The organism is Pseudomonas sp. TE3899 (assembly GCF_056279105.1).
On the sequence record NZ_JBWBQR010000001.1, the window covers coordinates 5,425,235 to 5,450,707 of the forward strand.

Annotated in this window: 27 protein-coding genes and 2 pseudogenes; 10 read left to right on the forward strand and 19 right to left on the reverse strand. The window is 61.9% G+C overall.

The window, feature by feature from the left end; genetic code table 11:
• Positions 1-59 precede the first annotated feature (59 nt).
• The gene (locus tag ACZ89E_RS24620; RefSeq protein WP_133835569.1) at positions 60-731 is read left to right on the forward strand and encodes a TetR/AcrR family transcriptional regulator; all 672 of its coding nucleotides are present in this window, start codon (positions 60-62) and stop codon (positions 729-731) included.
• Between the two features lie 33 nt (positions 732-764).
• Positions 765-1,619, forward strand: a complete 855-nt coding sequence (locus ACZ89E_RS24625; protein ID WP_476256621.1) for a sulfurtransferase — start codon at positions 765-767, stop codon at positions 1,617-1,619.
• A 22-nt stretch (positions 1,620-1,641) separates the two neighbouring features.
• Here ACZ89E_RS24625 and ACZ89E_RS24630 read toward each other — a convergent pair whose 3' ends face one another.
• The 7 genes and pseudogenes from ACZ89E_RS24630 to ACZ89E_RS24660 all read right to left on the reverse strand — a co-directional run bounded on the left by ACZ89E_RS24630 (position 1,642) and on the right by ACZ89E_RS24660 (position 9,899).
• Positions 1,642-2,481 (reverse strand): AraC family transcriptional regulator, encoded by an 840-nt coding sequence (locus ACZ89E_RS24630; protein WP_149660312.1) that lies wholly within the window; start codon positions 2,479-2,481, stop codon positions 1,642-1,644.
• Between the two features lie 3 nt (positions 2,482-2,484).
• Positions 2,485-3,483 carry a hydrolase gene (locus tag ACZ89E_RS24635; RefSeq protein WP_476256622.1) on the reverse strand — a complete coding sequence of 333 codons (999 nt, stop codon included), beginning with the start codon at positions 3,481-3,483 and terminating at the stop codon, positions 2,485-2,487.
• 66 nt (positions 3,484-3,549) lie between these two features.
• Positions 3,550-5,001 (reverse strand): M16 family metallopeptidase, encoded by a 1,452-nt coding sequence (locus ACZ89E_RS24640; protein ID WP_476256623.1) that lies wholly within the window; start codon positions 4,999-5,001, stop codon positions 3,550-3,552.
• The gene (locus tag ACZ89E_RS24645) at positions 4,994-6,337 is read right to left on the reverse strand and encodes a M16 family metallopeptidase (protein WP_476256624.1); all 1,344 of its coding nucleotides are present in this window, start codon (positions 6,335-6,337) and stop codon (positions 4,994-4,996) included. Before ACZ89E_RS24645 ends, ACZ89E_RS24640 begins: the two co-directional genes overlap by 8 nt.
• 114 nt (positions 6,338-6,451) lie before the next feature.
• A complete protein-coding gene (gene rsmD, locus ACZ89E_RS24650) occupies positions 6,452-7,060 on the reverse strand; it encodes a 16S rRNA (guanine(966)-N(2))-methyltransferase RsmD (protein ID WP_149660316.1) in 609 nt (202 codons plus the stop codon).
• Positions 7,060-8,575 (reverse strand): annotated as a pseudogene (locus ACZ89E_RS24655) (M16 family metallopeptidase). The gene rsmD and the pseudogene ACZ89E_RS24655 overlap by 1 nt, the downstream one beginning before the upstream one ends.
• Entirely contained in the window at positions 8,544-9,899 is a 1,356-nt protein-coding gene (locus tag ACZ89E_RS24660) for a M16 family metallopeptidase (protein WP_463258751.1), read from the reverse strand. Before ACZ89E_RS24660 ends, ACZ89E_RS24655 begins: the two are co-directional and overlap by 32 nt.
• Positions 9,900-10,242: 343 nt before the next feature.
• Between ACZ89E_RS24660 and ftsY the strand changes: the two genes are divergently transcribed.
• The 4 genes from ftsY (at position 10,243) to rpoH (ending at position 14,409) form a co-directional block, all read left to right on the forward strand.
• On the forward strand, positions 10,243-11,754 hold the full coding sequence (ftsY, locus tag ACZ89E_RS24665) for a signal recognition particle-docking protein FtsY (protein ID WP_476256625.1): 1,512 nt from the start codon (positions 10,243-10,245) through the stop codon (positions 11,752-11,754).
• The gene (ftsE, locus tag ACZ89E_RS24670) at positions 11,751-12,422 is read left to right on the forward strand and encodes a cell division ATP-binding protein FtsE (RefSeq protein WP_025215982.1); all 672 of its coding nucleotides are present in this window, start codon (positions 11,751-11,753) and stop codon (positions 12,420-12,422) included. The genes ftsY and ftsE overlap by 4 nt, the downstream gene beginning before the upstream one ends.
• Positions 12,419-13,441, forward strand: a complete 1,023-nt coding sequence (gene ftsX / locus ACZ89E_RS24675; protein WP_149660320.1) for a permease-like cell division protein FtsX — start codon at positions 12,419-12,421, stop codon at positions 13,439-13,441. Before ftsE ends, ftsX begins: the two co-directional genes overlap by 4 nt.
• A 113-nt stretch (positions 13,442-13,554) precedes the next feature.
• On the forward strand, positions 13,555-14,409 hold the full coding sequence (gene rpoH, locus ACZ89E_RS24680) for an RNA polymerase sigma factor RpoH (RefSeq protein ID WP_003176698.1): 855 nt from the start codon (positions 13,555-13,557) through the stop codon (positions 14,407-14,409).
• A gap of 99 nt (positions 14,410-14,508) precedes the next feature.
• Here the strand turns inward: rpoH and mtgA are convergent, their stop codons facing one another.
• Positions 14,509-15,231, reverse strand: coding sequence for a monofunctional biosynthetic peptidoglycan transglycosylase (gene mtgA / locus ACZ89E_RS24685; protein WP_463258749.1), 723 nt, complete (start codon positions 15,229-15,231; stop codon positions 14,509-14,511).
• A gap of 73 nt (positions 15,232-15,304) precedes the next feature.
• Here mtgA and ACZ89E_RS24690 point away from each other — a divergent pair, with 73 nt between their 5' ends.
• From ACZ89E_RS24690 to trmB, 4 genes are all read left to right on the forward strand, one after another.
• The gene (locus ACZ89E_RS24690; RefSeq protein WP_149660322.1) at positions 15,305-15,685 is read left to right on the forward strand and encodes a DUF423 domain-containing protein; all 381 of its coding nucleotides are present in this window, start codon (positions 15,305-15,307) and stop codon (positions 15,683-15,685) included.
• A gap of 71 nt (positions 15,686-15,756) precedes the next feature.
• Positions 15,757-15,957: a sulfur carrier protein ThiS gene (gene thiS / locus ACZ89E_RS24695; RefSeq protein WP_008026157.1), complete on the forward strand. Its 201-nt coding sequence runs from the start codon at positions 15,757-15,759 to the stop codon at positions 15,955-15,957.
• 60 nt (positions 15,958-16,017) lie between these two features.
• Positions 16,018-16,812, forward strand: a complete 795-nt coding sequence (locus tag ACZ89E_RS24700; protein ID WP_008068101.1) for a thiazole synthase — start codon at positions 16,018-16,020, stop codon at positions 16,810-16,812.
• A 9-nt stretch (positions 16,813-16,821) separates the two neighbouring features.
• Positions 16,822-17,547 (forward strand): tRNA (guanosine(46)-N7)-methyltransferase TrmB, encoded by a 726-nt coding sequence (gene trmB, locus ACZ89E_RS24705; protein ID WP_149660323.1) that lies wholly within the window; start codon positions 16,822-16,824, stop codon positions 17,545-17,547.
• Positions 17,548-17,726: 179 nt separating this feature from the next.
• On the opposite strand, the gene ACZ89E_RS24710 is transcribed toward trmB, so the two are convergent.
• The 11 genes and pseudogenes from ACZ89E_RS24710 to ACZ89E_RS24760 all read right to left on the reverse strand — a co-directional run bounded on the left by ACZ89E_RS24710 (position 17,727) and on the right by ACZ89E_RS24760 (position 25,445).
• Positions 17,727-18,275 carry an RNA 2'-phosphotransferase gene (locus ACZ89E_RS24710; RefSeq protein WP_476256626.1) on the reverse strand — a complete coding sequence of 183 codons (549 nt, stop codon included), beginning with the start codon at positions 18,273-18,275 and terminating at the stop codon, positions 17,727-17,729.
• A gap of 149 nt (positions 18,276-18,424) precedes the next feature.
• Entirely contained in the window at positions 18,425-18,748 is a 324-nt protein-coding gene (locus ACZ89E_RS24715; protein ID WP_054044425.1) for a DUF3392 domain-containing protein, read from the reverse strand.
• Between the two features lie 22 nt (positions 18,749-18,770).
• Positions 18,771-19,976 (reverse strand): radical SAM family heme chaperone HemW, encoded by a 1,206-nt coding sequence (hemW, locus tag ACZ89E_RS24720; RefSeq protein ID WP_149659734.1) that lies wholly within the window; start codon positions 19,974-19,976, stop codon positions 18,771-18,773.
• Positions 19,973-20,571 (reverse strand): annotated as a pseudogene (rdgB, locus tag ACZ89E_RS24725) (RdgB/HAM1 family non-canonical purine NTP pyrophosphatase). The gene hemW and the pseudogene rdgB overlap by 4 nt, the downstream one beginning before the upstream one ends.
• Positions 20,568-21,002 (reverse strand): DUF4426 domain-containing protein, encoded by a 435-nt coding sequence (locus ACZ89E_RS24730; protein ID WP_149659732.1) that lies wholly within the window; start codon positions 21,000-21,002, stop codon positions 20,568-20,570. Before ACZ89E_RS24730 ends, rdgB begins: the two are co-directional and overlap by 4 nt.
• Before the next feature lie 27 nt (positions 21,003-21,029).
• Positions 21,030-21,650 (reverse strand): methionine biosynthesis protein MetW, encoded by a 621-nt coding sequence (gene metW / locus ACZ89E_RS24735; RefSeq protein WP_054044417.1) that lies wholly within the window; start codon positions 21,648-21,650, stop codon positions 21,030-21,032.
• A gap of 7 nt (positions 21,651-21,657) precedes the next feature.
• Positions 21,658-22,797 (reverse strand): homoserine O-succinyltransferase MetX, encoded by a 1,140-nt coding sequence (gene metX / locus ACZ89E_RS24740; RefSeq protein WP_149659731.1) that lies wholly within the window; start codon positions 22,795-22,797, stop codon positions 21,658-21,660.
• Positions 22,798-23,004: 207 nt separating this feature from the next.
• Positions 23,005-23,301, reverse strand: coding sequence for a DUF167 domain-containing protein (locus tag ACZ89E_RS24745; RefSeq protein WP_149659730.1), 297 nt, complete (start codon positions 23,299-23,301; stop codon positions 23,005-23,007).
• 4 nt (positions 23,302-23,305) lie between these two features.
• Positions 23,306-23,896 carry a YggT family protein gene (locus ACZ89E_RS24750; RefSeq protein ID WP_149659729.1) on the reverse strand — a complete coding sequence of 197 codons (591 nt, stop codon included), beginning with the start codon at positions 23,894-23,896 and terminating at the stop codon, positions 23,306-23,308.
• A 10-nt stretch (positions 23,897-23,906) separates the two neighbouring features.
• Positions 23,907-24,725, reverse strand: a complete 819-nt coding sequence (gene proC / locus ACZ89E_RS24755; protein ID WP_463258746.1) for a pyrroline-5-carboxylate reductase — start codon at positions 24,723-24,725, stop codon at positions 23,907-23,909.
• A gap of 33 nt (positions 24,726-24,758) precedes the next feature.
• Positions 24,759-25,445 (reverse strand): YggS family pyridoxal phosphate-dependent enzyme, encoded by a 687-nt coding sequence (locus ACZ89E_RS24760; protein ID WP_476256627.1) that lies wholly within the window; start codon positions 25,443-25,445, stop codon positions 24,759-24,761.
• Positions 25,446-25,473 lie beyond the last annotated feature (28 nt).

A 25,473-nucleotide genomic window follows, 5' to 3' on the forward strand; every position in this document is an offset into this window, starting at 1 on the left:
CCACCACCGGATAGGCCGTAAGATGCTCCGTCACCGCACTCTGAATTAAAGCTCAAGCCATGGCCCCCAGGATCAAAACCAGCGAGCGCATCGTGCAGAACAGCCTGGAACTGTTCAATCAGCAGGGTGAGCGCAGCATCAGCACCAACCACATTGCAGCCCACATGGAAATTTCCCCGGGCAACCTGTACTACCACTTCCCCAACAAGCAGGCGATCATCGCCGTGTTGTTCAGTGAGTACGAAACCCTGGTGGACAGCTTCCTGCGCCCACCCCAGGGCCGCGCCGCCACGGTCGAAGACAAGCGCTACTACCTCAAGGAGCTGCTGTCGGCGATGTGGCGCTACCGCTTCCTGCACCGCGACCTCGAGCACTTGCTGGAAAGCGACCCGGACCTGGCTGCCCGTTACCGACGCTTTTCACAGCGCTGCGTGATTCAGGGCACCGCCATCTACGTCGGCTTCGTCGAGGCCGGCATCCTCAACATGGATCGCGTGCAGATCGAATCCCTGACCATCAATGCCTGGATCATTCTCACGTCCTGGGTGCGTTTCCTGTGCACCACGCGGGAAAACTCCAATCACCTGAGCGAACAGGCGATCAAGCGCGGCGTGTACCAGGTGCTGGTGCTGGAAGCGGGGTTTGTCACCGAGCAGGCGCGCGGCGAGGTGAATGCCCTGTTCGAAGAGTTTTACGTGCCGTTGGCCCAAGCCCTGGAAGAAGTGCAGTAGGATCAGACACCGACTTAAGCACAGGAGCCCGTTATGCCCATTGCGCAACTGATCAGCCCGCAAGCGTTGGACCTGAAAAAGGAGCCGCCGGGGCTGGTGATTCTGGATTGTCGTTTTGCCCTCGAAGACCCGGACTACGGTCAGCGCAGCTACTCGGAAGGGCATATCGCCGGGGCGCGCTTTGCCGATCTTGAGCGTGATCTGAGCGGGCCCGTGGTGAAGGGCGTCACCGGGCGTCATCCGCTGCCGGAACCTGAAGCCTTGATCGAACGCCTGCAAGCCTGGGGCATCAACGCCGACAGCGAAGTGGTTTTATACGATGACGGTCCCGGTGCCTTCGCGGCGCGGGCCTGGTGGTTGCTGGCCTGGCTGGGCAAGCGTGACGGCGTGTTTATCCTCGATGGCGGGCTCAAGGCCTGGCACGCGGCGGGGCTGCCGTTGAGTCTCGATGCGCCTTCCGTTATCCGTGGCACCTTCAGCGGCAAGCCGGATGCTTCGTTGCTGCTCAGTGCCGAACAACTCCAGCAACGTCTAGGCCAACCTGCGCTGACCCTGCTCGACGCCCGGGCTTTGCCACGCTTCAAGGGCGAAGTGGAACCGATCGACCCGATCGCCGGGCACATCCCCGGCGCGCAATGCGCGGCGTTCACCGAGAACCTGGGCAGTGACGGGCGTTTCCTGCCAGCGGACCAGCTCAAGCAACGCTTTGCCGCGAAACTCGGTGATCGCTCGCCAACGGAGTTGGTGGCGTATTGCGGCTCCGGCGTGACGGCGTGCCACAACCTGTTTGCGTTGTGCCTGGCGGGTTATCCGTTGGCGGCGTTGTATGCCGGGTCTTGGAGCGAGTGGATCAATGAGCCGGCGCGGGGCATCGCTACCGGCGAATAACCCCGTAGCCCTTGGACCTGTCTTAATTCCTGAGGGGTGTTCGCGCACTGCGATACGCCCCCGGCCCAACCCCGTAAACCTGCTTGAACTGCCGGCTCAAGTGACTCTGGTCGGCAAACCCCAGTTGGGTCGCAACTTCCAGCGGCAGGCAACCACCCTGTAACAACGCCCGCGCCCGCGCAATACGTTGCTGCATCAGCCAGGTGTGCGGCGGCATGCCGGTGGCGCGGCGGAACACCCGGGCGAAGTGGAAGGGCGACAGGTTCACCGCGCTGGCCAGTTCTTCCAGCGACGGCGGCGCCGCCAGTTGCGAGTGCAACAAGTCCTTGGCCAGGGTCACCGCCCGGTGTTCCTTGCCGGGTTTGCCGGCAATCGGCACGGCGGCGTGGCGTTGCAGCAGCGACAGCATCATTTCCCGCCACACCGTTTGCTGTTGCAGCGCCGTGGACGGGCTCTCCAGCAAACGATGCAACTGACAGAAGCCCTTCACCAGATCCGGGTCGCGATACAGCGTGGCGCCAAACGCCGGCAACTCATTGGTCGGCAATTCCAGTTCGGCCAGCAGCGACAGGATCTGCCCGCTGTCGGGGTAAAACGCCCGGTACAACCAGCCGTCCTCCGTGCCTTTATGGCCGGTGTGCAGTTCATCGGGGTTGATCAACACCAGCGTGCCGCTGCCCGCCAGGTGTTCGGCGCCGCGATAACGGTAACGCTGGGCGCCGGCCATGATCATGCCGATCACATAGCCGTCGTGCACATGGGGCGCGAAGCGGTGTTCGATGTAGCGCGCCGACAACAGCTCGACCCCGGCCAGCGGCGCTGTTTGCCAGAAGTGGATCGACTCGCCCTGATCGACGTCCATGACTTACTCGCGACCTGGGCTGGCCAGCCAGCGGGGGATGCGGCGTTCCAGGTAATAACTCGGCTGCCGGAACGAGCCGTCGACAAAACCGACATGCCCGCCCTTGGCCTGCAATTCGAACTGGGTGCTGGCGGACAATTCGCTGGCATCGGGCAGGCTGTGGGGAAAGACGAACGGATCGTCGGCGGCCTGGATGATCAAGGTCGGCGTACGAATTTCCCCGAGGAAATAACGACTCGACGCGCGGCGATAGTAATCCTCGGCGTCGACAAAACCATTCAGCGGCGCCGTGACCCGGCCATCGAAATCCCAGAAGGTGCGCATGTTCTCCAGCGAACCCAGTGCCGCCAATGCCGCGAGGCCATCCTCGCGCCCGTCATGCTGGAACTGCCGTTGCTTGTTCTTGATGTAGGCGACCATCTCGCGCATGAAATGCGCCTGGTAAACCTTGGAAAAACCTTTGCCGATCCGGTCCGCGCACTGGTCGAGACGAAACGGCACCGACACCGCCACCGCGCCGAGCACACCGCTGTCGCTGCCGGTTTCGCCCAAGTGCTTGAGCAACACGTTGCCGCCCAGGGAATAGCCGACCGCGTACAACGGCGCGAGCGGGCGTTTGGCTTTCAGGTGTTTGATGGCTTCGGCCAGGTCTTCGCTGGCGCCAGAGTGATAGCTGCGGGGCAACAGATTCGGCTCCCCAGAGCAGCCGCGCCAGTTCAGCGCGACGCTGGCCCAACCTTGATCCCCGAGGACTTTTTGCAGGCCGGCGACATAAGGCGAGTTCGACGAGCCGGTCAGCCCGTGCAGCACCAGCACCAACGGCGCATCGACGGTGTGCGGGCCGTGCCAGTCGAGGTCGAGGAAGTCGCCATCGTCGAGCCACAGGCGTTCACGGTCACGTTCGATATGGGTGGTTTTGCGCCATAGCGGCCCCCACAAGGTTTGCAAGTGCGGGTTGCCGAGGCCGAAGGCCGGGGTGAAGCGTTCGCTGGGCTGGAGCACGGTGGTTCTCTGCAAGGTAAAACAATCGGCGGCAGGGCTGGAGCCTGCCACCGATGTCCAAAGAATCTAACTTGCCACAATCCCCGGCTCGGCGCGACACATGCTCTGGGTGGCCCCGCTGATCGGCAAGGGCAATGGCTGCTGTTCCACCGTCGGGCCGACGGTCACCACCGACCATTGGTCCGGGTCAAAATGCCGGTTCAACGCCGTTTTGATGTGCTCGGTCGTCAACCCTTGGGCCTGCTCAATGGTGAAGTCCAGGTCCAGGGGCAAGTTGTAGTGGTTGATCGCGACCAGTCGCTTCAGGATCTGTGCGTTGCTCGAACTGTTCAGCGCGGAGTGGCTGCGCAGCTGGCGCAGGGTGTCATCGAGTTCCTGTTGGGTCGGACCGGTTTGCAAAAACTCGCGATACATCGACTGCACCTTGTTCACCACGCCCTCACTGAACTGCGGGCTGGTCTGCAGGCTGACGATGGCGCTGCCGCCGCCCTGCCAGGGCGTGGTCTTCAGGTGTACGCCGTAGGTCACCCCGCGTTTTTCCCGTAGCTCGGTCATCAAGCGAGAGGTCAGTTTCTGGCCGCCGAAAATCGTATGACCCACTGTCAATGCCACGTAATCAGGATGCAGGCGCGGCACGCTTGGTTGGCCGAGCATGATCTGTGTCTGGCTCGCCGCTCGCTCGATATGCCGTGACGGTGCGTCGCCTTGTCGGCGGGGAACTGGCGGCACGGGGGCTAATTCGGCACCGGCCGGTAGCCTGTTGAACACATGCAGGCTGATGGCCTGGGCTTGCTCCAGCGTCAGGTCGCCCACCAGGGTGATCCGTGCGTTGGAGCCGGTGTAGGCCTGCCGATGGAACGCCCGTATCTGCTCCCGCGAGAGTGCGGCCACGCCGGGTTCGGTGCCCAGGACTGGCCTGGCATAGGGGTGACCCGCCATCAGCAAATCATTCATGGCTTGGGCGGTCTGCGATTCCGGGTTCTGCGGCCCGGCCTGGATCAGCTCGACGAGTTGTTTCTTGACGTGGATCAGCGCTTCTTCGGCCAACAAGGGTTGGCCAAGGATCTGGGTGAACAGCGCCAGCGCGGGGACGCTTTTGTCCTTGGCGGTCAGGCTGCGCAAGGACAACGAGACCTGATCCTGATCGATGTTCATGGCAAATCGGGCGCCGAGCCCGTCAAAGGTTTCGGTAATCGCGGCCAGGTCCTTGCCCGACACACCCTCGTTCAGCAGGCTGAACGTCGCGGCCGCCAGCCCCGGATGTTCACCGTCCCGCGCGCTGCCGGCGGGGAAGCTCACATGCAGGTCGAACATCGGCAGTTCCGGGGTGTGGACAAACAGCACCTTGCCGCCAACCGGTGACTTCCAGCCGCGGATTTCCAGGGCGCGTTTGGCGCTGGCCGTTTCGTCCAGCTCGGCCAGGGATTGCAGGCGCGGGGGCTCGCTGTCGGCCAGGGCCAGGCAACCTTGCAGGCCACTGATCAGCAGCCATAGGGTCACGCAAGTGAGCTTATTCATGGGGTTTCTCCACGTGGACATGGGCCGAACTCAGGCGTTGGCGGGTCAGGTAGGTGATGGCGGCGTGCTGGATGTCGGCGGGGGTGACCTGATTCAGTTCGTGGGTGTCCTGTTCCGTCAGTTGCCAGGGAAGACCGACGCTCTCAAATGTACCCAGGAGGGACGCCTGGCTTTCGATGGCGTCGCGGTCGTAAACCTGCCGGGCGATCAGTTGGGTGCGGGCGCGTTCCAGTTCGGCGGGGGCGGGCGGGGTGGACTTCAATTCCTCCAGCAGCGCCCAGATGCGTGCCTGTGCCTGATCGAGGCTTTCAGTGCGATGGGGGTTGAGTTGGGCAGTGAGGGTCAAAAGGCTGTCGCCGCGATACAGGGCGTTGTAATGGGAGGTCGCGCTGGAAAACAGCCGGTCGGTGAGTTGCAGGCGTTTGGGCAGGCGTGCGCTGGGAGAATCGCCCAGCAAGATGTTGAGCAGCCGCAAGGCATGTACCGAACGGCGGTTTTCAGCCGTGACCAGGCTCGGGACGTTGAACGACATGATCAGCCGAGGCGCAGCAATGGCTTGGTGCAGGGTGATGGTTCGCTCGCCGGGTTCGGCCAGTTCCAGGGAGGTTGTCGGGGCAATGAACGGCTTGGCCGGGACGACACCGAAGTAGCGCTCGGCCAAGGGTTTGATCGTCTCCAGCGTGACATCGCCGACCAGCACCAGCGTCGCGTTGCCGGGGGCGTAGCGGGTTTGATACCAATGGCGCAGGTCGTCGGCGGTCAGGCGTTGGATGTCGTGCATCCAGCCGATGACTGGTGCGCCAGAACTGCTGGCGGGGTAGGCGATACGGGTGAGGCGCTCATGGGCGATCTCGTCCGGATTGTCATCGGTGCGCAGCCGGCGCTCTTCCTGGATGACCGCCCGTTCGGGGATGAAATCCTCGGCGCGCAGGGTCGCCGTGGACATCATGTCGGCCATCAGTTCGAACGCGACGCCCAGTTGGTGGGGCTGCAAGGTCTGGTGATAAGTGGTCACGTCCTGGTCGGTAAAGGCGTTATGGTTCGCGCCCAGGTTGTCCAGGATGGCCGTGGCCTCGCCGGTGCAGGTCTTGCTGCTGCCCTTGAACAGCATGTGTTCCAGGGCGTGGGACAGGCCGGACTTCCCCGGCGGTTCATCGCTGGAGCCGACGCGAAACCAGAGTTGTGCGGTCACCACTGGCGCGCGGTGGTCTTCGCGCACCACGACCTTGAGGCCGTTGCCGAGCGTGAATTCGTGGGTGGGTTGTGCGGGTTCGGCCAATGCCGAGAAGGGCAATAGCCAGGAAAAGAGCAGCATCCTGCTGCGAGCGACGTTCATCCGTGTTCATCCTCAGTGGTTTACGAAACATGCGTAAACCACTGTGGCGAATCGGACGTGGCGCCTGGCGGTAATTATCTACCGCACGGGCCGGGGTGTTTCAGGGATGGCGGCTCAGTTCGCCAGCGGGCTGCGCTGCCACAGCGCGTAGTAAACGCGCCCGGACTTCTGCTCCCGGTGCAGGCGCCAGTTACCCGGCAAACCCAGCACCGACGGCGCGTTCTCGCTTTCGGTATAGACCCAGGCGTCATCGGCCAGCCACTGCCGCTCTTCGAGCAAGGCGCACACGCCTGGCAACAGGTTCTGGTTGAACGGCGGGTCGAGGAACACCACGTCGTAGGCGGTCGCTGGCTGGATTTCCAGGTAGCGCAAGGCATCGGCGGTCTGGACCTGGCCGGTGGTGCAGCGCAGGGTGCCCAGGTGTTCCTTGATGCTGGAGACCGCGATGTTGCTCGCGTCCAGCGCCTGGCCCATGGCGGCGCCGCGGGACAGGGCTTCGAGGAACAGCGCGCCGCTACCGGCGAACGGGTCCAGCACCTTGGCCCCGGCGATATACGGTGCCAGCCAGTTGAACAAGGTTTCACGCACCCGGTCCGGGGTCGGACGCAGGCCCGGGGCGTCAGGGAAACTCAGCTTCCGGCTGCCCCATTCGCCGCCGATGATGCGCAGTTGGTTCACGCCGTTGTGCACGTTGTGAACAGGTTTTTTAGGACGAGTGGCCATTAATGCTCCGGAACCCCGAGCGGCTGCTCGGCGGGTTTATCAGATGGGGCCGGTAACGGCTTTTGCGGCACGGTCGGGCCAGCGCTGACGATGACCATTTTGTCCGTGCTCAGGTGTTTGTTCAGTGCGTTTTTCACCTGCTCGACCGTCAGGCTCTGGGACTGCTGCATGAAGTCCTCAAGGTAGGTCAGCGGCAGGTTGTAGAAACCCATGGCGCCGAGCTGGCCGACGATATCGGCGTTGCTGGCGGTGGACAGCGGGAAGCTGCCGGCCAGTTCGCGCTTGGCGTCGTCGAGTTCTTTCTCGGTCGGGCCGGTTTTAAGGTAGTCGGCGAGTACGTCCTGCACCAGTTTCAGCGTGCCTTCGCTCATTTCGGCGCGGGTCTGCAGGTTGATCATGAACGGGCCACGGGCCTGCATCGGGGTGAAGCCCGAGTAGACGCCGTAAGCCAGGCCACGCTTCTCGCGCACTTCGCTCATCAAGCGGGTGCCGAAGCCACCGCCGCCGAGGATCTGGTTGCCCATGGACAGCGCCGCGTAGTCCGGGTCATCGCGGTCGATGCCCAGTTGCGCGAGCATCAGGTTGGTCTGCTTGGACGGGAACTCGATGTGGCCGATGCTGGCCTTGGGTTCGACCGGTTGCGGGATCTTCGCCAGGGCCGGACCCTTTTGGCAGCGCGCTGGAGACTTGCGCGGCAATCGCTTCGGCCTCGGCACGGGACAGGTCGCCCACCAGCGCAATCACCACGTTGCCAGCGGCGTAGGCTTTCTCGTGGAAGGCCCGCAACTGCGCCAGGGTGATCGCCGGAACGGATTTCGCCGTGCCATCGCTGGAATTGGCGTAAGGATGATCGCCGTACAAGCGTTTCATCAGCTCAAGGCCGGCCAGTTTGCCGGGGTTCTGCTTCTGGTATTCGAAACCGGCGAGCAGCTGGTTCTTGATCCGCGCGAACGAGTCGGCGGGGAAGGTCGGTTTGCCGATGACTTCGGAAAACAGCTTCAAGGCTGGCTCGCGTTTGTCGGCGGCGCTCAAACTGCGCAGCGAAGCAACGGCCATGTCTTTGTAGGCGCCGTTGCCAAAGTCTGCCCCCAGGCCTTCGAAACCCTGGGCGATGGCGCCGACATCTTTACCGGCCACGCCTTCGTTGAGCATGGCATTGGTCAGCAGCGCGAGGCCCGGCGCATTGCCGTCCTGGCTGCTGCCGGCGGCGAAGATCAGGCGCATGTCGAACATCGGCAGCTCCCGGGCTTCGACAAACATCACCTTGGCGCCTTCGGCGGTGGTCCAGGTCTGCACGTCCATGTTGCGGTGGCTCGGGGCCTTGCCGTCGAGTTCGGCCAGAGATTGCAGCTTCTGGCTGGACTTGGCCTTGTCGAGGGCTTCGCTGGCCGTGGACTCGTCGGGCCGCAACAGGTAGACGGTGGCCGAGCCGATCAGTGCAACGAGGATCAGGCCAATCAGCGCCAGGCGCGGTTTTTTACGCTCACTCATGAGTCGTCTCCAGTGGAAGTACATGGGCGACGCTGAGACGTTCGCGGGTGAAATACAGCTTGGCGGCTTTCTGGATGTCGTCGGGGGTGACGCTTTCCAGGTCGGCGAGTTCGGTGTCCATCAGTTTCCACGACAAGCCGACGGTTTCGAGTTGGCCGATGGCGGTGGCCTGGCTGGTGATCGAATCCCGCTCGTAGACCAGGCCGGCAATGACCTGGGCCCGCACGCGCTCCAGCTCTTCAGCCGATGGCGCCGTGGTTTTCAACTGTTCGAGCAGCTTCCACAGGCCGGCTTCCGCCTGGGCGATGGTTTTCTTCTTTTGCGAGTTCGGGCTGGCCGACAGGGTGAACAGGCTGTCGCCACGGGTGTAGGCGTCGTAGCTCGACGAACCGCCGGACACCAGCTCTTCGCCGCGCTCCAGTTGCGTCGGAATCCGACCGCTGTAGCCGCCGTCGAGCAGGGCCGAGATCAGGCGCAAGGCATTCACCGAGCGCTTGTCTTCGGCGGTGGCGATGCTAGGCACGTTGAAGGCCAGCATCAGGCTCGGCAGTTGGGTCTGCACGTGCAGGGTGATCTGCCGTTCGCCGGGCTCGGCCAGTTCCAGCGGGATTTTCGCCGGTGGCACGTCACGCTTGGCAATCGGGCCGAAGTAACGCTGGGCCAGGGTTTTGACTTCATCCGGGGTGACGTCGCCGACCACGACGAGGGTGGCGTTGTTCGGCACGTACCAGGATTTGTACCAATTGCGCAGTTCTTCGACTTTCATGCGCTCAAGGTCAGCCATCCAGCCGATAGTCGGCGTGTGATAGCCGCTGGCCGGGTAAGCCATGGCCTTGAAGCGTTCGTAGGCCTTGGACATCGGCTTGTCGTCGGTGCGCAGGCGACGTTCTTCCTTAATAACCTCGATTTCGCGGCTGAATTCGTCGGCCGGGAGTTTCAGGTTGGCCATGCGGTCGGCTTCGAGTTCGAAGGCCACGCCCAGGCGATCCCGGGCCAGCACTTGGTAATAGGCGGTGAAGTCGTCGCTGGTGAAGGCGTTTTCTTCGGCGCCGAGGTCGCGCAGGATCAGCGACGCTTCGCCGGGGCCGACTTTCTCGCTGCCCTTGAACATCATGTGCTCCAGGGCGTGGGACAAACCGGTCTGACCCGGGGTCTCGTAGCTGGAGCCGACCTTGTACCAGACTTGGGAAACCACCACCGGCGCCCGATGGTCTTCGCGCACGACGACCTTCAAGCCGTTGTCGAGGGTGAATTCATGGGTGGGTTGCGGATCGGCAGCCAGGGCCGAGAGGGGCAGACAAACTGCGCTGAACAGCAGGCCTGCAGCGCGGCGGGCTAGAGCATTCATACGTTTTTAAACCTTTGGGGCTGCCCGCTTGTTCTTAGCGTCAGCGGGCGAGAGGGTGCTAGGATACTGATCCGTTTTACTGGCGGCCACGCCTGTGAGCCTTTTATCGGCGCGCAGGTTGTCTGGGTTCTCGGCAGAAGCTTTGAGTTTGTCCGCTAAACTCTGCGTTTTCGCCGACGATGCCGGTCCAGTCCTTCGTATTAGTCGACCTTTGAGGTGCCGTTGGCACCTCGACAAATTGTTGCGCGTGAACAAGCTGGGTGAATCGCAGTCTGTTCTGCATCGAATATTTATTTGCCGGGGCGCCCTTTGGCGCGTCGCTACCGTGAGATAGCCGTCCTCCATGTTTGGTTCCAACGACGACAAGAAGACCCCAGCTGCGGCTGGCGAGAAGAAAGGCCTGTTCGGATGGCTGCGCAAAAAGCCGCAGGAAACCGTCGTCGAACAGCCACAATCCATTCCTGAGCCTGTTCCCGCACCGGTAATAGAAGAAGAGCCGGCACCGGTTGTTCTGCCGAATGTCGAGCCGGTATCGCAACCGGTGGTTGAGACCGAGCCTGAAGTCGTGGCCGAATTGCCGCTGACGCCAGCCGCTGAGCCTTGGCTGACCTTGCCGGTCGCGGAAGAGCCGGTGGCGTTGGTTGAGGATGAGCAGGCGCCGCACATTGCTCCGCCTATTCCAGCGCCGATTGCGTTTACCCCTGAGCCGATTCATGTGCCGGTGATGGAGCCGGTTGTCGCGCCAGTCTTCGTGGCCGAACCTGAACCGGTGGTTGTTCCAGAGCCAGAAGCGCCGGCCTTCGTAGCGCCTGTCGCGCCGATTGTCCAGGCGCCTGCGCCTGTGCCGGTTGTCGCTCCCGTTGTCGAAGCACCTGTCGCCCTCGTTGAAACCCCGGCCGAGCCGCCGCGCACCGAGGAAACCAAAGCCGGTTTCTTCGCCCGTCTCAAGCAGGGCCTGTCCAAGACCAGCGCCAGCATCGGCGAAGGCATGGCCAGTCTGTTCCTGGGCCGCAAGACCATCGATGACGAACTGCTCGAAGACATCGAAACCCGTCTGCTGACCGCTGACGTGGGGGTCGAGGCGACCTCGGTGATCATTCAGCGCCTGACCCAGAAGGTCGCGCGCAAAGAATTGGCCGACGCCGACGCGCTGTACAAATCCCTGCAAGCTGAACTGGCGGCGATGCTCAAGCCTGTCGAGCAGCCGCTGAAAATCACCTCGCAGAACAAGCCATTCGTGATTCTGGTCGTCGGCGTCAACGGCGCCGGCAAGACCACCACCATCGGCAAACTGGCGAAGAAGCTGCAACTGGAAGGCAAGAAAGTCATGCTGGCCGCCGGTGACACCTTCCGCGCCGCCGCGGTGGAGCAATTGCAGGTCTGGGGTGAGCGCAACAAGATCCCGGTGATCGCCCAGCACACCGGCGCCGATTCGGCTTCGGTGATCTTCGACGCCGTGCAGGCTGCCAAGGCCCGTGGCATCGATGTGTTGATCGCCGACACCGCCGGTCGTCTGCACACCAAAGACAACCTGATGGAAGAGTTGAAAAAGGTGCGCCGGGTAATCAGCAAGCTCGACGCCGACGCGCCCCACGAGGTGCTGCTGGTGCTCGACGCCGGTACCGGCCAGAACGCGATCAACCAGGCCAAGCAGTTCAACCAGACCGTGCAACTGACGGGCCTGGCGCTGACCAAGCTCGACGGCACCGCCAAGGGTGGGGTGATTTTCGCCCTGGCCAAACAGTTTGGCTTGCCCATCCGCTACATCGGTGTCGGTGAAGGCATCGATGATTTGCGTACCTTTGAAGCAGAACCCTTTGTCCAGGCATTGTTTGCCGAGCGGGAGCGTTCATGATTCGTTTCGAACAGGTCGGTAAACGCTACCCGAACGGTCACGTCGGCTTGCATGAGCTGAGCTTTCGAGTCCGTCGGGGCGAATTCTTGTTTGTCACCGGCCATTCCGGCGCCGGTAAAAGCACCTTGTTGCGGCTGTTGTTGGCGATGGAACGCCCGAGCACCGGCAAGTTGCTGCTGGCCGGGCAAGACCTGAGCACCATCAGCAACGCGCAGATTCCTTACCTGCGTCGGCAGATCGGCGTGGTGTTCCAGAACCACCAGTTGCTGTTTGATCGCACGGTGTTCAATAACGTCGCGCTGCCGTTGCAGATTCTTGGCCTGTCCAAGGCCGAAATCGTCAAGCGGGTGGATTCGGCCCTGGAGCGTGTGGCGCTCTCGGACAAGACCGATCTGTATCCCGGCGACTTGTCCACCGGTCAGCAACAGCGCGTCGGCATTGCCCGCGCCATCGTGCATCGCCCGGCCTTGCTGCTGGCGGACGAACCGACCGGTAACCTCGACCCGCGCCTGGCGGCCGAGATCATGGGCGTGTTTGAAGACATCAACCGTCTGGGCACCAGCGTGCTCATCGCCAGTCACGACCTGGCGCTGATCGCCCGTATGCGCCACCGCATGCTGACCCTGCAGCGCGGCCGCTTGATCGGCGACGGGGAGGCTGGCGTATGAGTGCGACACGCAGCCCCAAGGTTTCCGAGCGCGTGGCCCCGAAGGCCGCCGATCCGCAACCGCAAAAGAAAAAACGCGACGATGACGACGGCCCGGATTTCGCCACGCTGCTGCGCGCCTGGATCGAAAGCCATCGTGCCAGCCTGGTGGACAGCCTGCGTCGGTTGGGCAAACAGCCGATCGGCAGTTTTTTCACCTGCCTGGTGATGGCGGTAGCCCTGAGTTTGCCGATGGGGCTGTCACTTTTGCTGAATAACGTCGAGCGGCTGGGCGGCTCCTGGCAGCGTGCGGCGCAGATTTCCCTGTACTTGCAACTCGACGCCAGCCCAGAGCAGGGCGAGTCGTTGCGCGAGCAGATCAAAGGCATGCCCGGCGTCGCGGAGGCGGAATATGTCGGTCGCGACCAGGCACTGGAGGAATTCCAGCAGCAGTCCGGTTTGGGCGAGGCGCTCAAGGAGCTGCCGGAAAACCCGCTGCCGGGCGTGGTGCTGGTGACGCCGAACGAAGTCGACAAGCCAACGCTTGAAGCATTAAGACAAAAACTTTCCGAGCTGCCGAAGGTACAACAGGCTCAACTTGATCTAGTCTGGGTCGAGCGTCTGGCCGCCATCCTCAAGCTCGGAGACCGGTTTGTCTTCGGCCTGACCGTGCTTTTGGTGTCTGCATTACTTTTGGTGATAGGCAATACCATTCGTCTTCATATTGAAAACCGCCGCACAGAGATAGAAGTGATTAAACTCGTCGGCGGCACGGACAGCTATGTGCGCAGGCCCTTTCTGTATATGGGCGCGCTTTATGGCTTCGGTGCGGGGATTCTTTCCTGGGGCGTGTTGGCGTTCGGCCTGAACTGGTTGAACGACGCGGTGGTTGGTTTGGCCGGCTTGTACGGCAGTAATTTTGCGCTGGCCGGAGTGCCAGTTGCCGATGGTCTGTCGCTCTTGCTTGGCGCGGTGCTGTTGGGTTATATCGGTGCATGGATTGCAGTCGCACGTCATCTCAGGGAGTTGGCGCCGAAGTAGTATCTTTTTGCGCGTATTGACCTTTCGGTTTTTATGGGAACTTGTCCCACGGTTTCCGGTCAATTTTCGCAGTGCTGAACTGCACGAGTTATGTAAGACGGAGGTTTTTTCGTATGACCACTTCTTTGCAACCTGCTTATGCTCTGGTCCCAGGCGCAAACCTGGAGGCCTATGTGCACACGGTGAACAGCATTCCATTGCTGACGCCGGAGCAGGAGCGTGAACTGGCCGAGAGTCTCTATTATGAGCAGGATTTGGGGGCGGCTCGGCAGATGGTGCTCGCCCACCTGCGTTTTGTCGTACACATTGCCCGTAGCTATTCCGGCTACGGCCTGGCCCAGGCTGACCTGATCCAGGAAGGCAACGTCGGCCTGATGAAGGCCGTTAAGCGCTTCAACCCGGAAATGGGTGTGCGCCTGGTATCGTTCGCTGTGCACTGGATCAAGGCGGAAATCCACGAGTTCATCCTGCGCAACTGGCGCATTGTGAAAGTCGCGACCACCAAGGCCCAGCGCAAGCTGTTCTTCAACCTGCGCAGCCAGAAGAAACGCCTGGCGTGGTTGAACAACGAAGAAGTCCACCGCGTGGCGGAAAGCCTCGGCGTAGAGCCGCGGGAAGTGCGCGAGATGGAAAGTCGCCTGACCGGCCATGACATGGCCTTCGACCCGGCCGCGGAAGCGGACGACGACAGCGCTTTCCAGTCGCCGGCCAACTATCTGGAAGACCACCGGTACGACCCGGCCCGTCAACTGGAAGATGCTGACTGGAGCGACAACTCCAACCACAACCTGCACGAAGCGCTTGAAGTGCTGGACGACCGCAGCCGTGACATCCTCTACCAGCGTTGGCTGGCAGAAGAAAAAGCCACGCTGCACGACCTGGCGCAGAAGTACAACGTGTCGGCCGAGCGTATTCGTCAGCTTGAGAAGAGCGCGATGAACAAGCTCAAGTTGTCGATTGCCGCCTAACCGGCGCACCGGCAATAAAAACGCCCCGATCAGTGATGATCGGGGCGTTTTTGTTGGTGTCCGCTATTCCTGCCTCGCTCCTACAGGGATCGCGTCAATTCATTGGGCCCACGGTGCGCGTCGCGAATCGTTGAGGCCCAGCAGATAACTATCGCCACCCAGCTGACTCATCTGCTGGCGAATCCACCCGGCACGCCGCGCTACATAATTAGTCGGATGACTCGCGCTCCAAACCCGTGGATTCGGCAACACCGCCGCCAGCAAACTCGCCTGCTGCCGGGACAATGACCGGGCGCCGACACCAAAGTGATGCCGGGCCGCCGCTTCCGCGCCAAACACCCCGTCATCCCACTCGACGCTGTTCAGGTAAACCTCAAGAATCCGCTGTTTGGGCCACAACACTTCAATCAGCCCGGTAAACCACGCTTCCAGGCCTTTGCGCAGCCAGCTGCGGCCGGACCACAGAAACAGGTTTTTCGACACTTGCTGACTCAAGGTACTGGCACCACGAATCGAGCCGCCGAGTTCGTTGTGCGCCAGAGCTGCCTGGATCGCACCGAAGTCGAATCCCCAGTGCTCCGGGAACTTCTGGTCTTCGCCGGCAATCACCGCGACTTTTAGGTCGTCCGAGATTTCATCCCAGGGTTTCCAGGTACGTTGCAGGTCGATGGGCTCGCCGTCGAACCAGGATTCGACTTTGCGCTCGACCATCAACGCCGTACCCGGTGGAGGCACCACGCGGAAAATCAGGACCAGCGCCACGCTGCCGCAAGCGAACCAGAGCAGGGCCTTAGTGAATCGTCGTAAAAATAAACGCAGCATAGAGATGGCTTGGCCGAACCCGTTGAGCGGGCCATTATACAGACCCTGTTGATCGAGTCTGACTGGAGTTCTCATGCTGCGTGGCTTTCTGATGCTGGCCGCTTTCTTCGGCTTCACCGGCGTGGCCCTTGGCGCGTTCGCCGCCCATGGCCTGAAAAACCGCCTGACCCCGGAATACCTGGCGATTTTCCATACCGGCGTCACCTACCAACTGGTGCACACCCTGGCGTTGCTGGGCGTCGCGTTGCTGGCCACGCAGATCCAGGGGCGTTTGATCACCTGGGCTGGCGCATCCTTTGCCATTGGCATCCTGCTTTTTTCCGGCAGTTTGTACCTGCTGACCATCACCGGAGTCAGCAAGCTGGGGATCATCACACCGTTCGGAGGCCTGGCGTTCCTGATTGGTTGGCTGTGTCTGGGCCTCGCCGCGTGGCGCTTGCCGCTGACCGCTTGACGCTTGGTGCTGACCTTTAGGTCATGATCGGGCTAGAATGCCAGCCCCTAAAAATGATGGCGGCTTCTTGCATGCGCATTCAGTTGAACGGCGAATCCCTTGAACTGCCCGACGGTGAAACCGTCGCGGCCCTGCTGACCCGTCTGGAACTGACCGGACGCCGGGTGGCGGTTGAGCTCAATCTGGATATCGTCCCGCGCAGCCAGCACGCTGACACCACGTTGAACGACGGCGACAGCGTCGAAGTCGTGCACGCCATCGGCGGCGGCTAGTCGCCCGGCCCGCAAGGGCACAGAATTCTGCAAGAACCTCACCCCTACAGAGGATTTCCCATGAGCATCGTTCGTAGCGACAAGCCCTTCGTCCTGGCCGGTCGTACTTACCAGTCGCGTTTGCTGGTAGGCACCGGCAAGTACCGCGACATGGAAGAAACCCGCCTGGCCATCGAAGCCTCGGGTGCCGAGATCGTCACCTTCGCCGTGCGTCGCACCAACCTGGGCCAGAACCCGGGAGAGCCGAACCTGCTCGAAGTCCTGTCGCCGGATCGCTACACCTTCCTGCCGAACACCGCCGGTTGCTTCGACGCGACCGAGGCTGTGCGCACCTGCCGCCTGGCCCGTGAGCTGCTCGGCGGCCATAACCTGGTGAAGCTGGAAGTGCTGGCCGACCAGAAAACCCTGTTCCCCAACGTGATCGAAACCCTCAAGGCCGCCGAAGTGCTGGTCAAGGAAGGCTTCGACGTGATGGTCTACACCAGCGATGACCCGATCATCGCCCGTCAACTGGCGGAAATCGGCGTTATCGCGGTGATGCCGCTGGCTGGTCTGATCGGCACGGGCCTGGGGATCTGCAACCCGTACAACCTGCAGATCATCCTTGAAGAAGCCAAGATTCCGGTGTTGGTGGATGCCGGTGTCGGCACCGCTTCCGACGCCACCATCGCCATGGAACTGGGTTGCGAAGCGGTGCTGATGAACTCGGCCATCGCCCACGCCCAGCAGCCGATCATGATGGCCGAAGCCATGAAACACGCCATCGTCGCCGGTCGCCTGGCCTACCTCGCCGGCCGCATGCCGAAAAAACTCTATGCCAGCGCCTCCTCGCCGCTGGATGGTCTGATCAAGTAAGAGCCATTGATGACTGAATCGAACGACACGCCTATCCAGCCGGAAGAAGGCGAAGAACGCCAACACCGCCGCATCAAGAGTTTCGTGATGCGCGCCGGACGCATGACCGAAGGCCAGCAAAAAGGCCTGGAGCAGGGCACGCCGCTGTTCGTCCTGCCGCTGGCCGATGCGCCGGTGGACTTCGACCAGGTGTTCGGCCGCTCGGCCCCGCGCTCCCTGGAAATCGGCTTCGGCATGGGCCATTCGCTGCTGGAAATGGCCGCGGCTTCGCCGGAACAGGATTTCATTGGCGTGGAAGTTCACCGTCCGGGTGTCGGCGCGCTGCTCAATGGCGTGCTGACTCAGGGCCTGACCAACCTGCGGGTCTACGATTGCGACGCGATCGAAGTGCTCAACCAATGCATCGCCGACAACAGCCTCGACCGTCTGATGCTGTTTTTCCCGGACCCGTGGCACAAGAGCCGTCACCACAAGCGCCGCATCGTCCAGGCCTCGTTCGCTGAACTGGTGCGCAGCAAATTGAAAGTCGGCGGCATTCTGCACATGGCCACCGACTGGGAACCGTATGCCGAGTACATGCTGGAAGTGATGAACGTCGCGCCGGGCTACCGCAACCTGGCCGAAGACGGCAAATGCGTCCCGCGCCCGACCGAGCGCCCGATTACCAAGTTCGAACGCCGCGGCGAACGTCTTGGGCATGGCGTGTGGGACCTGAAGTTCGAAAAGCAGTCCTAAGCATAGCCCGACTGATCGTTCCTACGCAGAGCGTCGGAACGATCAAAAACAGCCTTAAGCGACCCGCAACCTGTAGGAGCGAGGCTTGCCCGCGAAGGCGGCGTGCCAGCCACTATCATCATCGACTGACACACCGCTTTCGCGGGCAAGCCTCGCTCCTACGTTTTTTTGTGCGGCGGCTACACCGGTGTGATGAATTTCACCGGTACATGCTCTGTCAGCCAGACGCCATTCTCAGCCTGATAGAACTTGAAGCCTTGCTCCAGCATCTGCAAAGCAGCGACCTTCAGAATCACCACGGTCCCATAACGCTGGCCTACGGCGCTGGCGGTTTCGACCTCTTGGGACAGGTGCACGTGATGGCGCGACCCCGCAATCAATCCCTGCTCGTTGATCGATGCCATGAACCGTGTCGCGGTGCCGTGGTACAGCGTGGCAGGAGGGCGTTTCTCTTCGAATTGCAGGTCGACGGTTTTGGTCGAGTGGCCTTGCACGGCGCGAATGCGTTGGTCGTCTTCGGAGATTGAAAAGCGTTTCTTGTCGCTGCTGTCGACGACTTGCTGGATCAAGTCCCGATCCAGCGTTCTGCCATCGAGCGCCGCGCCGCTAATCAGTGCGTCGATATCCGCCCAGCCGTCGGCATCCAGTTCCAGCCCGATGGCCTGGGGTTCGTGACGCAATACATAGCTGAGAAATTTGCTTGTCTCGTCCAGCAGCTTTTTACTCATGATCTTCCCTGACTGTTAGCAAACAATGCATCGACCACAACCTTGTAGGAGCGAGGCTTGCCCGCGAAGGCGTCGTATCAGTCACGATCATCATCGACTGATACGACGCCTTCGCGGGCAAGCCTCGCTCCTACGGGTTTTTCTGGGATTCAGCGGCGATCAGCGACCACGCCAATCAACACCAACACCACCAGCAACACCGGCGCCAGGCTGTAGTTGTTGAACTGGCTCAGGCCCTTGATGATCCATGGCGTGGCGTAGATCAGCGCGACGCCGCTACCCACCATGCACAGCAGGGACATCAACGGGACGCGCAGGGCGCCGGCGATGCCGCCCAGGCGTTGTTCGACCCAGCCTTTGATGTCGGCGCCAAACAGCACCAGCAGGCAGCCCACCAGGGCCAGGGAGATTTCCGACAGGTTGCTACGGCTCCAGCGGGACACGGTGGCGAGCAGGTCGAGGATCAGATCCATTGGTTTTCCCTTAAGGCTGAAATCAGCTCAGAAATGTCTGCAGCAAGTCATTGAGAAACAGTTGTCCGCGCTCGGTGGCCGCCAGACGTGACGGTTCGACCTGCAACAAGCCGCTTTGTTCTGCCTCGCGGCGACCTTCGGCGAGGCTTTCCAGGGGCAGGCCGGTGCGCTCCGGATACAGGCGCGATTCCACGCCCTCGGTCAGACGCAGGGCGTTCATCAGGAAGTCGAAAGGCAACTCGTCATTGGTCAGGGCTTTCTCGCCAGCCTTGAAGCTTTTGGCCGGGTTGAGGTAATCCTTTGGCAAGCGGGTTTTCCAGGTGCGCACGATGCGCCCGTCCGGGTGACTCAGCTTGCCGTGGGCGCCGGCGCCGATGCCGATGAAGTCGCCGAAACTCCAGTAATTGAGGTTATGCCGCGCCGGGCGACCGGGCAGGGCATAGGCCGAAACTTCGTACTGCGCGTAACCGTGTTCGGCGAGCAGCGCCTGGCCAGCCTCTTGAATGTCCCACAACGTGTCGTCTTCCGGCAGCGTCGGCGGCTGGTTCCAGAACACGGTGTTCGGCTCCAGGGTCAGCTGATACCAGGACAAATGGGTGGGTTTCAGGGCGATGGCCTGGCGCAAGTCGCTCAGGGCGTCGTCCAGAGACTGATCGGGCAAGCCGTGCATCAGGTCCAGGTTGAAGTTGTCGAACCCGGCCTGACGGGCCATGCCGGCGGCACGTATCGCTTCGTCGCCGTTGTGAATTCGCCCCAGGGCCTTGAGTTTCTCTTCCTGGAAGCTCTGGATGCCAATCGACAGGCGATTGATCCCCAGCGCGCGGTAGGCAACGAACTTCTCTTGTTCGAAGGTCCCGGGGTTGGCTTCCAGGGTGATTTCGATGTCGCCGGCAAACGGAATCCGTTGTTCCACACCCTTGAGCAAACGGCCCAGTGCTGCGGCACTGAACAGGCTCGGCGTGCCGCCACCGAAGAAGATCGAGCTCAGTTCGCGCCCGTAAACCGCGTGCAGGTCCTGATCGAGGTCGGCCAGCAACGCGTCGACGTACTCTTCTTCCGGCAGCACCGGGCTGGCGGTGTGGGAGTTGAAGTCGCAATAAGGGCATTTGCGCACACACCACGGGATGTGGATGTACAGCGCCAGGGGCGGCAGCACTGGCAGCGCGGCCCGAGGCGATTGGGCGGCGCCGCCGAAGATCAGCGGCGACGCGGATGAGTCGTGGGTCATATCAAGCCTAGACGCTGGCGCAGCAGATCCATTGCACGGGCGCGGTGGCTGATCAGGTTCTTTTCGCTCGGGCTCAATTCGGCGCTGGAGCAGTCGCGTGACGGCACCCAGAACAGCGGGTCATAACCAAAACCGTGCTCGCCGCTGGCAGCTTGCAGGATTCGGCCGTGCCACAGGCCTTCGCAGAGGACCGGCAATGGATCATCGGCATGTCGCACCAGCGCCAGCACGCAGACGAACTGCGCACCGCGCGCTCGGCTTCCGGCACATCTTTCATGGCGTCGAGCAGTTTGGCGTTGTTCGCCGCATCGCCCTGACCGTCAGCGTAACGCGCCGAATAAATGCCCGGCGCACCGCCCAGGAAATCCACCGCCAGCCCCGAATCGTCGGCCAGCGCCGGCAGGCCGGAGATGCGCGCGGCGTTGCGGGCCTTGAGGATGGCGTTCTCGACGAACGACAAGCCGGTTTCCTCAGGCTCGATGCTGCTGAACTCGCCGATCGAGCGCAGTTGCACCGAGGCGCCGAGCATGGCCTGGAGTTCCTTGAGTTTGCCGGCGTTATGGCTGGCCAGTACGAGTTGCGTGAAGTTCATCATTCGCCGGGGAAAAGCTCTTGGTTGAAGTTGATGGTGTTGATTTTATCGCCGTTCTGCACCTTGATTTCAAAGGTGCGGGTTTCCTGCTGGTCCACCGGGTATTGCGCGATGTAGTAGACCGCACCCTGTTCGGTGATCTGGCGGAAGTTCAGCGTGACGGTTTTGCTGGTCAGGTCTTTGATTGTGCCGCTGACCTGGGCGATCAGCGGTTTGCCGTCCTTGATCACCGACACGTTGATCACGCCCTGGTTCTTGCTGCGGATCAGCTCGGCCGCTTTGGCAATGTCCGGTGTCAGAAACGTGGAATTGAAGGTGTTGTAGTGCACCGTCACATCACCAAACGTTTCCTGGCGCTCGCCCTTGATGATATCGGCGGCCATGGCGGTGACGCTCAGGCAGGCAGTAAGTACAAACAGCGCTAGACGACCCATGTTCGTTCTCCTTGGAATGGCGTGGTTTCAGACCGCGACCTTGTGGTCTTGCAGCCCGGGACTGCTGACGCGGTAGATACCGATCTCACCTAACAGATTAGGCCATAGCTTACTGGCCCACCCGTGTCGGTGCTGTTGATCCACGGCAAGCCGATCAATGACCTTCGCTTCACGTTCGCGGCACAGTTCTTCAAAGTCGCCGAAAGTGCAGAAGTGGATGTTCGGCGTGTTGTACCAGGTGTACGGCAGGAACTCGGACACCGGCATCCGGCCCTTGCTCGCCAGGTACCAGCGGCAACGCCAGTGACCGAAGTTGGGGAAGGTGATGATGCACTGGCGCCCGACCCGCAGCATTTCGTCGAGAATCCGGTCCGGGTAATGCACGGCTTGCAGGGCCTGGGTCATGACCACGATGTCGAAGCTGTTGCTGGCAAAGTTGCCGAGGCCCTTGTCCAGGTCCTGCTCGATCACATTGATGCCCTTGGCCACGCACTCGGCGATGTTGTCCGCATCGTTTTCCAGGCCATAACCGGTGACTTGCTTGTTGTCGCGCAGCCAGGTCAGCAGTTCGCCGTCGCCGCAACCGAGGTCGAGCACGCGGCTACCGGCGGGAATCCATTCCTGGATGATTTCCAGATCAGCTCTCATGGCTTACTCACAACGAAATACGGTTCATGTAATTGCTGAACGCCTGCAGGTAACGCGGGATCGGAATCAGGAAGGCGTCGTGGCCTTGCGGAGCATCGATCTCGAGGTAGCACACGTCTTTCTTGGCCGCCATCAGCGCGTCCACCAGTTCCCGGGAGCGGGCAGGGGAGAAGCGCCAGTCGGTGGTAAACGACATCACGCAGAACTTGGAGGTGGCGCCGGCGAAGGTTTTCGCCAGGTCATCGTCGAAGTTTGCCGCCGGGTCGAAGTAATCCAGGGCTTTGGTCATCAACAGGTAAGTGTTGGCGTCGAAACGCCCGGAGAACTCTTCACCCTGATAGCGCAGGTAGCTCTCGACCTGGAACTCGACGCTGTGGAAGTCGTAGTTGAGCTTTTCACTCTTGAGGCCGCGGCCGAATTTCTCGCCCATGGAATCGTCGGACAGGTAAGTGATGTGCCCGACCATCCGCGCCAGCATCAGGCCACGCTTGGGGATCACCCCGGCTTCCTGGAACGAACCACCGTGGAACTCGGGGTCGGTGAGGATGGCCTGGCGCGCCACTTCGTTGAACGCGATGTTCTGCGCCGACAGCTTGGGCGCCGAGGCGATGGCCAGGCAGTGCCGCACGCGGTCGGGGTAGGTGATGGTCCACTGCAAGGCCTGCATGCCGCCGAGGCTGCCGCCGATCACCGCCGCCCACTGGCGGATGCCGAGCAGGTCGGACAGACGCGCCTGGCTGTGCACCCAGTCTTCCACGGTCAGCACCGGGAAGTCGGCGCCGAACGGCTTGCCGGTTTCCGGGTTGAGGCTGCTGGGGCCGGTGGAACCGTTGCAGCCGCCGAGGTTGTTCAGGCTGACCACGAAGAACTTGCTGGTGTCGATCGGCTTGCCGGGGCCGATGCAGCTGTCCCACCAACCGGGTTTGCGGTCGTCGGGGCTGTGGAAACCGGCAGCGTGGTGGTGACCGGACAAGGCGTGGCAGATCAGCACGGCGTTGCTCGCCGTGGCGTTCAGCGTGCCGTAGGTTTCGTAGATCAGGTCATAAGCTGGGAGCGAACGGCCGCAGGCCAGGGCCAGGGGTTCACTGAAGTGCGCCATTTGCGGCGTCACCAGACCAACAGAATCGGCGGGAAAGGCAGTTGGCATCGACCCTGCTCTCGTTGAAATGAGGCGTAAGTCTAAAGACCGCTGTGGCTAGCGGCAAGCAAAGGGCGGGGCTGATTTCATTCAGTTAAACCGAGGTGCGGCCTTCGCGGGCAAGCCTTGCTCCTACGGGGTTTGTGTTGGTAGCGGAATCGGGTGCGACCCCGGACCTGTAGGAGCGAGGCTTGCCCGCGAAGAACGATAACGCGGTCAACCTGCCGGACGCACCAGATCCGGCAACTCAGGCAACTTCTTTGGCGAACAAATCCGCACCCGCTTCTGCCGGTTCAGCTCGCCGCTGATCAAACTCACCTGGCTCTTGGACACGCCAAACGCCTTGGCCAGAAACGCCATCAGGTAGGCGTTGGCCTTGCCCTCGACCGGCGGCGCGGTCAGGCGGATTTTCAGTCGGTCGCCATGCAGCCCGCAGAAATCATCGCTGCGGGCCGCCGGTTGCAGGTGACATTCCAGAATCAAGTCATCACCGTCCCAGCGAAAGTAGCTCACCGGGTCAGATCAGCAAACGCAGGATGTCCGGCATCATGGTCATGGCGGCGAGGTTGTTGATCACCAGCATGTCCAGCAGTTTGAGCACCATGAACGCGAGGATCGGCGAGATATCCAGGCCACCCAGATTGGGCAGGATCTTGCGGAACGGCGCCAGGGCCGGCTCGCAGATCTGGTTCACCAGTTCGGCGCCGGGGTTATGGCTGGCCGGAGCGACCCAGGACAGGATCACGCTGATGATCAGGGCGAAGAAGAAGATCTTCAGGAACAGCGCGGTCACGCCGATCAGCGACCAGATAAACAATTGCAGCGGGTTACCGGTGGTGCCGTAGGTCAGCAGCAGGGTCAGGGCCATCAACGCCAGTTGCACGAGGATCGCCAGCACCAGCGAGGACATGTCCAGGCCGAACATGCTCGGGATGATCCGGCGCAGTGGTTTGAGCAGCGGCTGGGTGGCTTTTACCGCGAACTGGCACAGCGGGTTGTAGAAGTTGGCGCGCACCAGTTGCAGCACAAAGCGCAACAGCACGATCAGCAGGTACAGGCTGCCGAGGGTTTGCAGCACGTAGACCGCTGCAGTGTTCAATCCAATCATGAAAGGCTCCTTATTGACCCAATTGTTCGGCCATCTCGGCCGAGCGGTGCGCAGCGGCGCCGAGTGCTTTTTCTACCAGGGCTTCGAAGCCCCCGGCCTGGAACGACTTGATGGCGGCTTCCGTGGTGCCCGCAGGCGAAGTCACACGGCGACGCAGTTCTGCCGCGTCGACATCACTGGCGACCGCCATGTGCGCGGCGCCGAGTGCGGTTTGCAGGGTCAGTTGCGCGGCGATGTCCGCGGGCAGGCCGAGTTTCACCCCGGCCGCGGTCATCGCTTCGATCAGCAGGAAGAAGTACGCCGGCCCCGAGCCCGAAACAGCGGTGACGGCGTCCAGTTGCTGCTCTTCGTCCAGCCACAGCGCGAGGCCGACGGCGGACAGCAGCTCTTGCGCCTGTTGGCGTTGCTCGGCATTCACTTCGGCGGTGGCGTACAAGCCGCTCACGCCCTGACGCAATAGCGCCGGGGTGTTGGGCATGCAACGCACGATCGGCTGGGCGCCGAGCCAGTTGTTCATGCTGGCGCAAGTGATGCCGGCGGCGATGGACACCACCAGTTGGTTCGGTTTCAAGCTTGGGCGAATCGCTTCGCACACGGCTTTCATCGCCTGGGGTTTGACCGCCAGCACCACGACGTCGGCGTCCTGGATGGCTTCGGCGTTGTCGGCGAACACTTCGATGCCGTGTTCAGCGCTCACGCGAGCGCGGGTTTCGGCGCCCGGGTCGCTGGCGCGGATGTGGGCCGCTTCCAGACCTTTGGCGCGCAGGCCACCGATCAGGCTGGCGGCCATGTTGCCGGCACCGATAAAGGCAATACGAGTCTTGCTCATGTCAGGTCCTTGTAAAGAGAGGAATCAGTCACGTTATGGCTGGCCATAGTCGCGGGCGCCAAACAGGGCCGTACCGATACGGACCCACGTGGCGCCTTGGGCGATAGCCGACTCGAGGTCGTGGCTCATGCCCATGGAAAGTGTGTCGAGCGGCAGGTTCAGGCTGGCTTGCAGGCTTTGCACGGCAGCAAAAGCGGCATCCTGGGCGGCGCGATCTTCGGTCGGCTCGGGGATCGCCATCAAGCCGCGCAATTTCAGGCGCGGCAGGGCGCTGATGGCAGTCGCCAGCGTGGGCAGGTCGGCCGGAGTGCAGCCGGACTTGCTGTCCTCGCCGCTGACGTTGACCTGGATGCAGATGTTCAGAGGTGGCAAATCGGCAGGACGTTGTTCGGACAGGCGTTGTGCGATTTTCAAACGATCCACGGAATGCACCCAAGCGAAGTGCTCGGCGATAGCGCGAGTCTTGTTCGATTGAATGGGGCCGATGAAGTGCCAGATCAAGGGCAGGTCGGCCAATTCGAGCTGTTTGCTCAGGGCTTCCTGCAGATAATTCTCGCCAAAGTCCCGCAACCCGGCGGCGTAGGCTTCACGCAGGGCCTCGGCGGGCTTGGTCTTGCTCACGGCCAGCAACTGGACGCTGTGCTCATCGCGGTGAGCCGCTTGGGTCGCAGCCTGGATACGCGAACTAACCTGGAGAATGTTGTCTGCTATCGTGGACATCAAGAGGCGCCGCCAGTCTGAAGGTTCG

Coding starts and splice junctions, on each gene's coding strand:
- ACZ89E_RS24620 (WP_133835569.1), top strand. CDS start 60: ATGGCCCCCAGGATCAAAACCAGCGAGCGCATCGTGCAGAACAGCCTG.
- ACZ89E_RS24625 (WP_476256621.1), top strand. CDS start 765: ATGCCCATTGCGCAACTGATCAGCCCGCAAGCGTTGGACCTGAAAAAG.
- ACZ89E_RS24630 (WP_149660312.1), bottom strand. CDS start 2,481: ATGGACGTCGATCAGGGCGAGTCGATCCACTTCTGGCAAACAGCGCCG.
- ACZ89E_RS24640 (WP_476256623.1), bottom strand. CDS start 5,001: ATGAATAAGCTCACTTGCGTGACCCTATGGCTGCTGATCAGTGGCCTG.
- ACZ89E_RS24645 (WP_476256624.1), bottom strand. CDS start 6,337: ATGAACGTCGCTCGCAGCAGGATGCTGCTCTTTTCCTGGCTATTGCCC.
- rsmD (WP_149660316.1), bottom strand. CDS start 7,060: ATGGCCACTCGTCCTAAAAAACCTGTTCACAACGTGCACAACGGCGTG.
- ACZ89E_RS24660 (WP_463258751.1), bottom strand. CDS start 9,899: ATGAATGCTCTAGCCCGCCGCGCTGCAGGCCTGCTGTTCAGCGCAGTT.
- ftsY (WP_476256625.1), top strand. CDS start 10,243: ATGTTTGGTTCCAACGACGACAAGAAGACCCCAGCTGCGGCTGGCGAG.
- ftsE (WP_025215982.1), top strand. CDS start 11,751: ATGATTCGTTTCGAACAGGTCGGTAAACGCTACCCGAACGGTCACGTC.
- ftsX (WP_149660320.1), top strand. CDS start 12,419: ATGAGTGCGACACGCAGCCCCAAGGTTTCCGAGCGCGTGGCCCCGAAG.
- rpoH (WP_003176698.1), top strand. CDS start 13,555: ATGACCACTTCTTTGCAACCTGCTTATGCTCTGGTCCCAGGCGCAAAC.
- mtgA (WP_463258749.1), bottom strand. CDS start 15,231: ATGCTGCGTTTATTTTTACGACGATTCACTAAGGCCCTGCTCTGGTTC.
- ACZ89E_RS24690 (WP_149660322.1), top strand. CDS start 15,305: ATGCTGCGTGGCTTTCTGATGCTGGCCGCTTTCTTCGGCTTCACCGGC.
- thiS (WP_008026157.1), top strand. CDS start 15,757: ATGCGCATTCAGTTGAACGGCGAATCCCTTGAACTGCCCGACGGTGAA.
- ACZ89E_RS24700 (WP_008068101.1), top strand. CDS start 16,018: ATGAGCATCGTTCGTAGCGACAAGCCCTTCGTCCTGGCCGGTCGTACT.
- trmB (WP_149660323.1), top strand. CDS start 16,822: ATGACTGAATCGAACGACACGCCTATCCAGCCGGAAGAAGGCGAAGAA.
- ACZ89E_RS24710 (WP_476256626.1), bottom strand. CDS start 18,275: ATGAGTAAAAAGCTGCTGGACGAGACAAGCAAATTTCTCAGCTATGTA.
- ACZ89E_RS24715 (WP_054044425.1), bottom strand. CDS start 18,748: ATGGATCTGATCCTCGACCTGCTCGCCACCGTGTCCCGCTGGAGCCGT.
- hemW (WP_149659734.1), bottom strand. CDS start 19,976: ATGACCCACGACTCATCCGCGTCGCCGCTGATCTTCGGCGGCGCCGCC.
- ACZ89E_RS24730 (WP_149659732.1), bottom strand. CDS start 21,002: ATGGGTCGTCTAGCGCTGTTTGTACTTACTGCCTGCCTGAGCGTCACC.
- metW (WP_054044417.1), bottom strand. CDS start 21,650: ATGAGAGCTGATCTGGAAATCATCCAGGAATGGATTCCCGCCGGTAGC.
- metX (WP_149659731.1), bottom strand. CDS start 22,797: ATGCCAACTGCCTTTCCCGCCGATTCTGTTGGTCTGGTGACGCCGCAA.
- ACZ89E_RS24750 (WP_149659729.1), bottom strand. CDS start 23,896: ATGATTGGATTGAACACTGCAGCGGTCTACGTGCTGCAAACCCTCGGC.
- proC (WP_463258746.1), bottom strand. CDS start 24,725: ATGAGCAAGACTCGTATTGCCTTTATCGGTGCCGGCAACATGGCCGCC.
- ACZ89E_RS24760 (WP_476256627.1), bottom strand. CDS start 25,445: ATGTCCACGATAGCAGACAACATTCTCCAGGTTAGTTCGCGTATCCAG.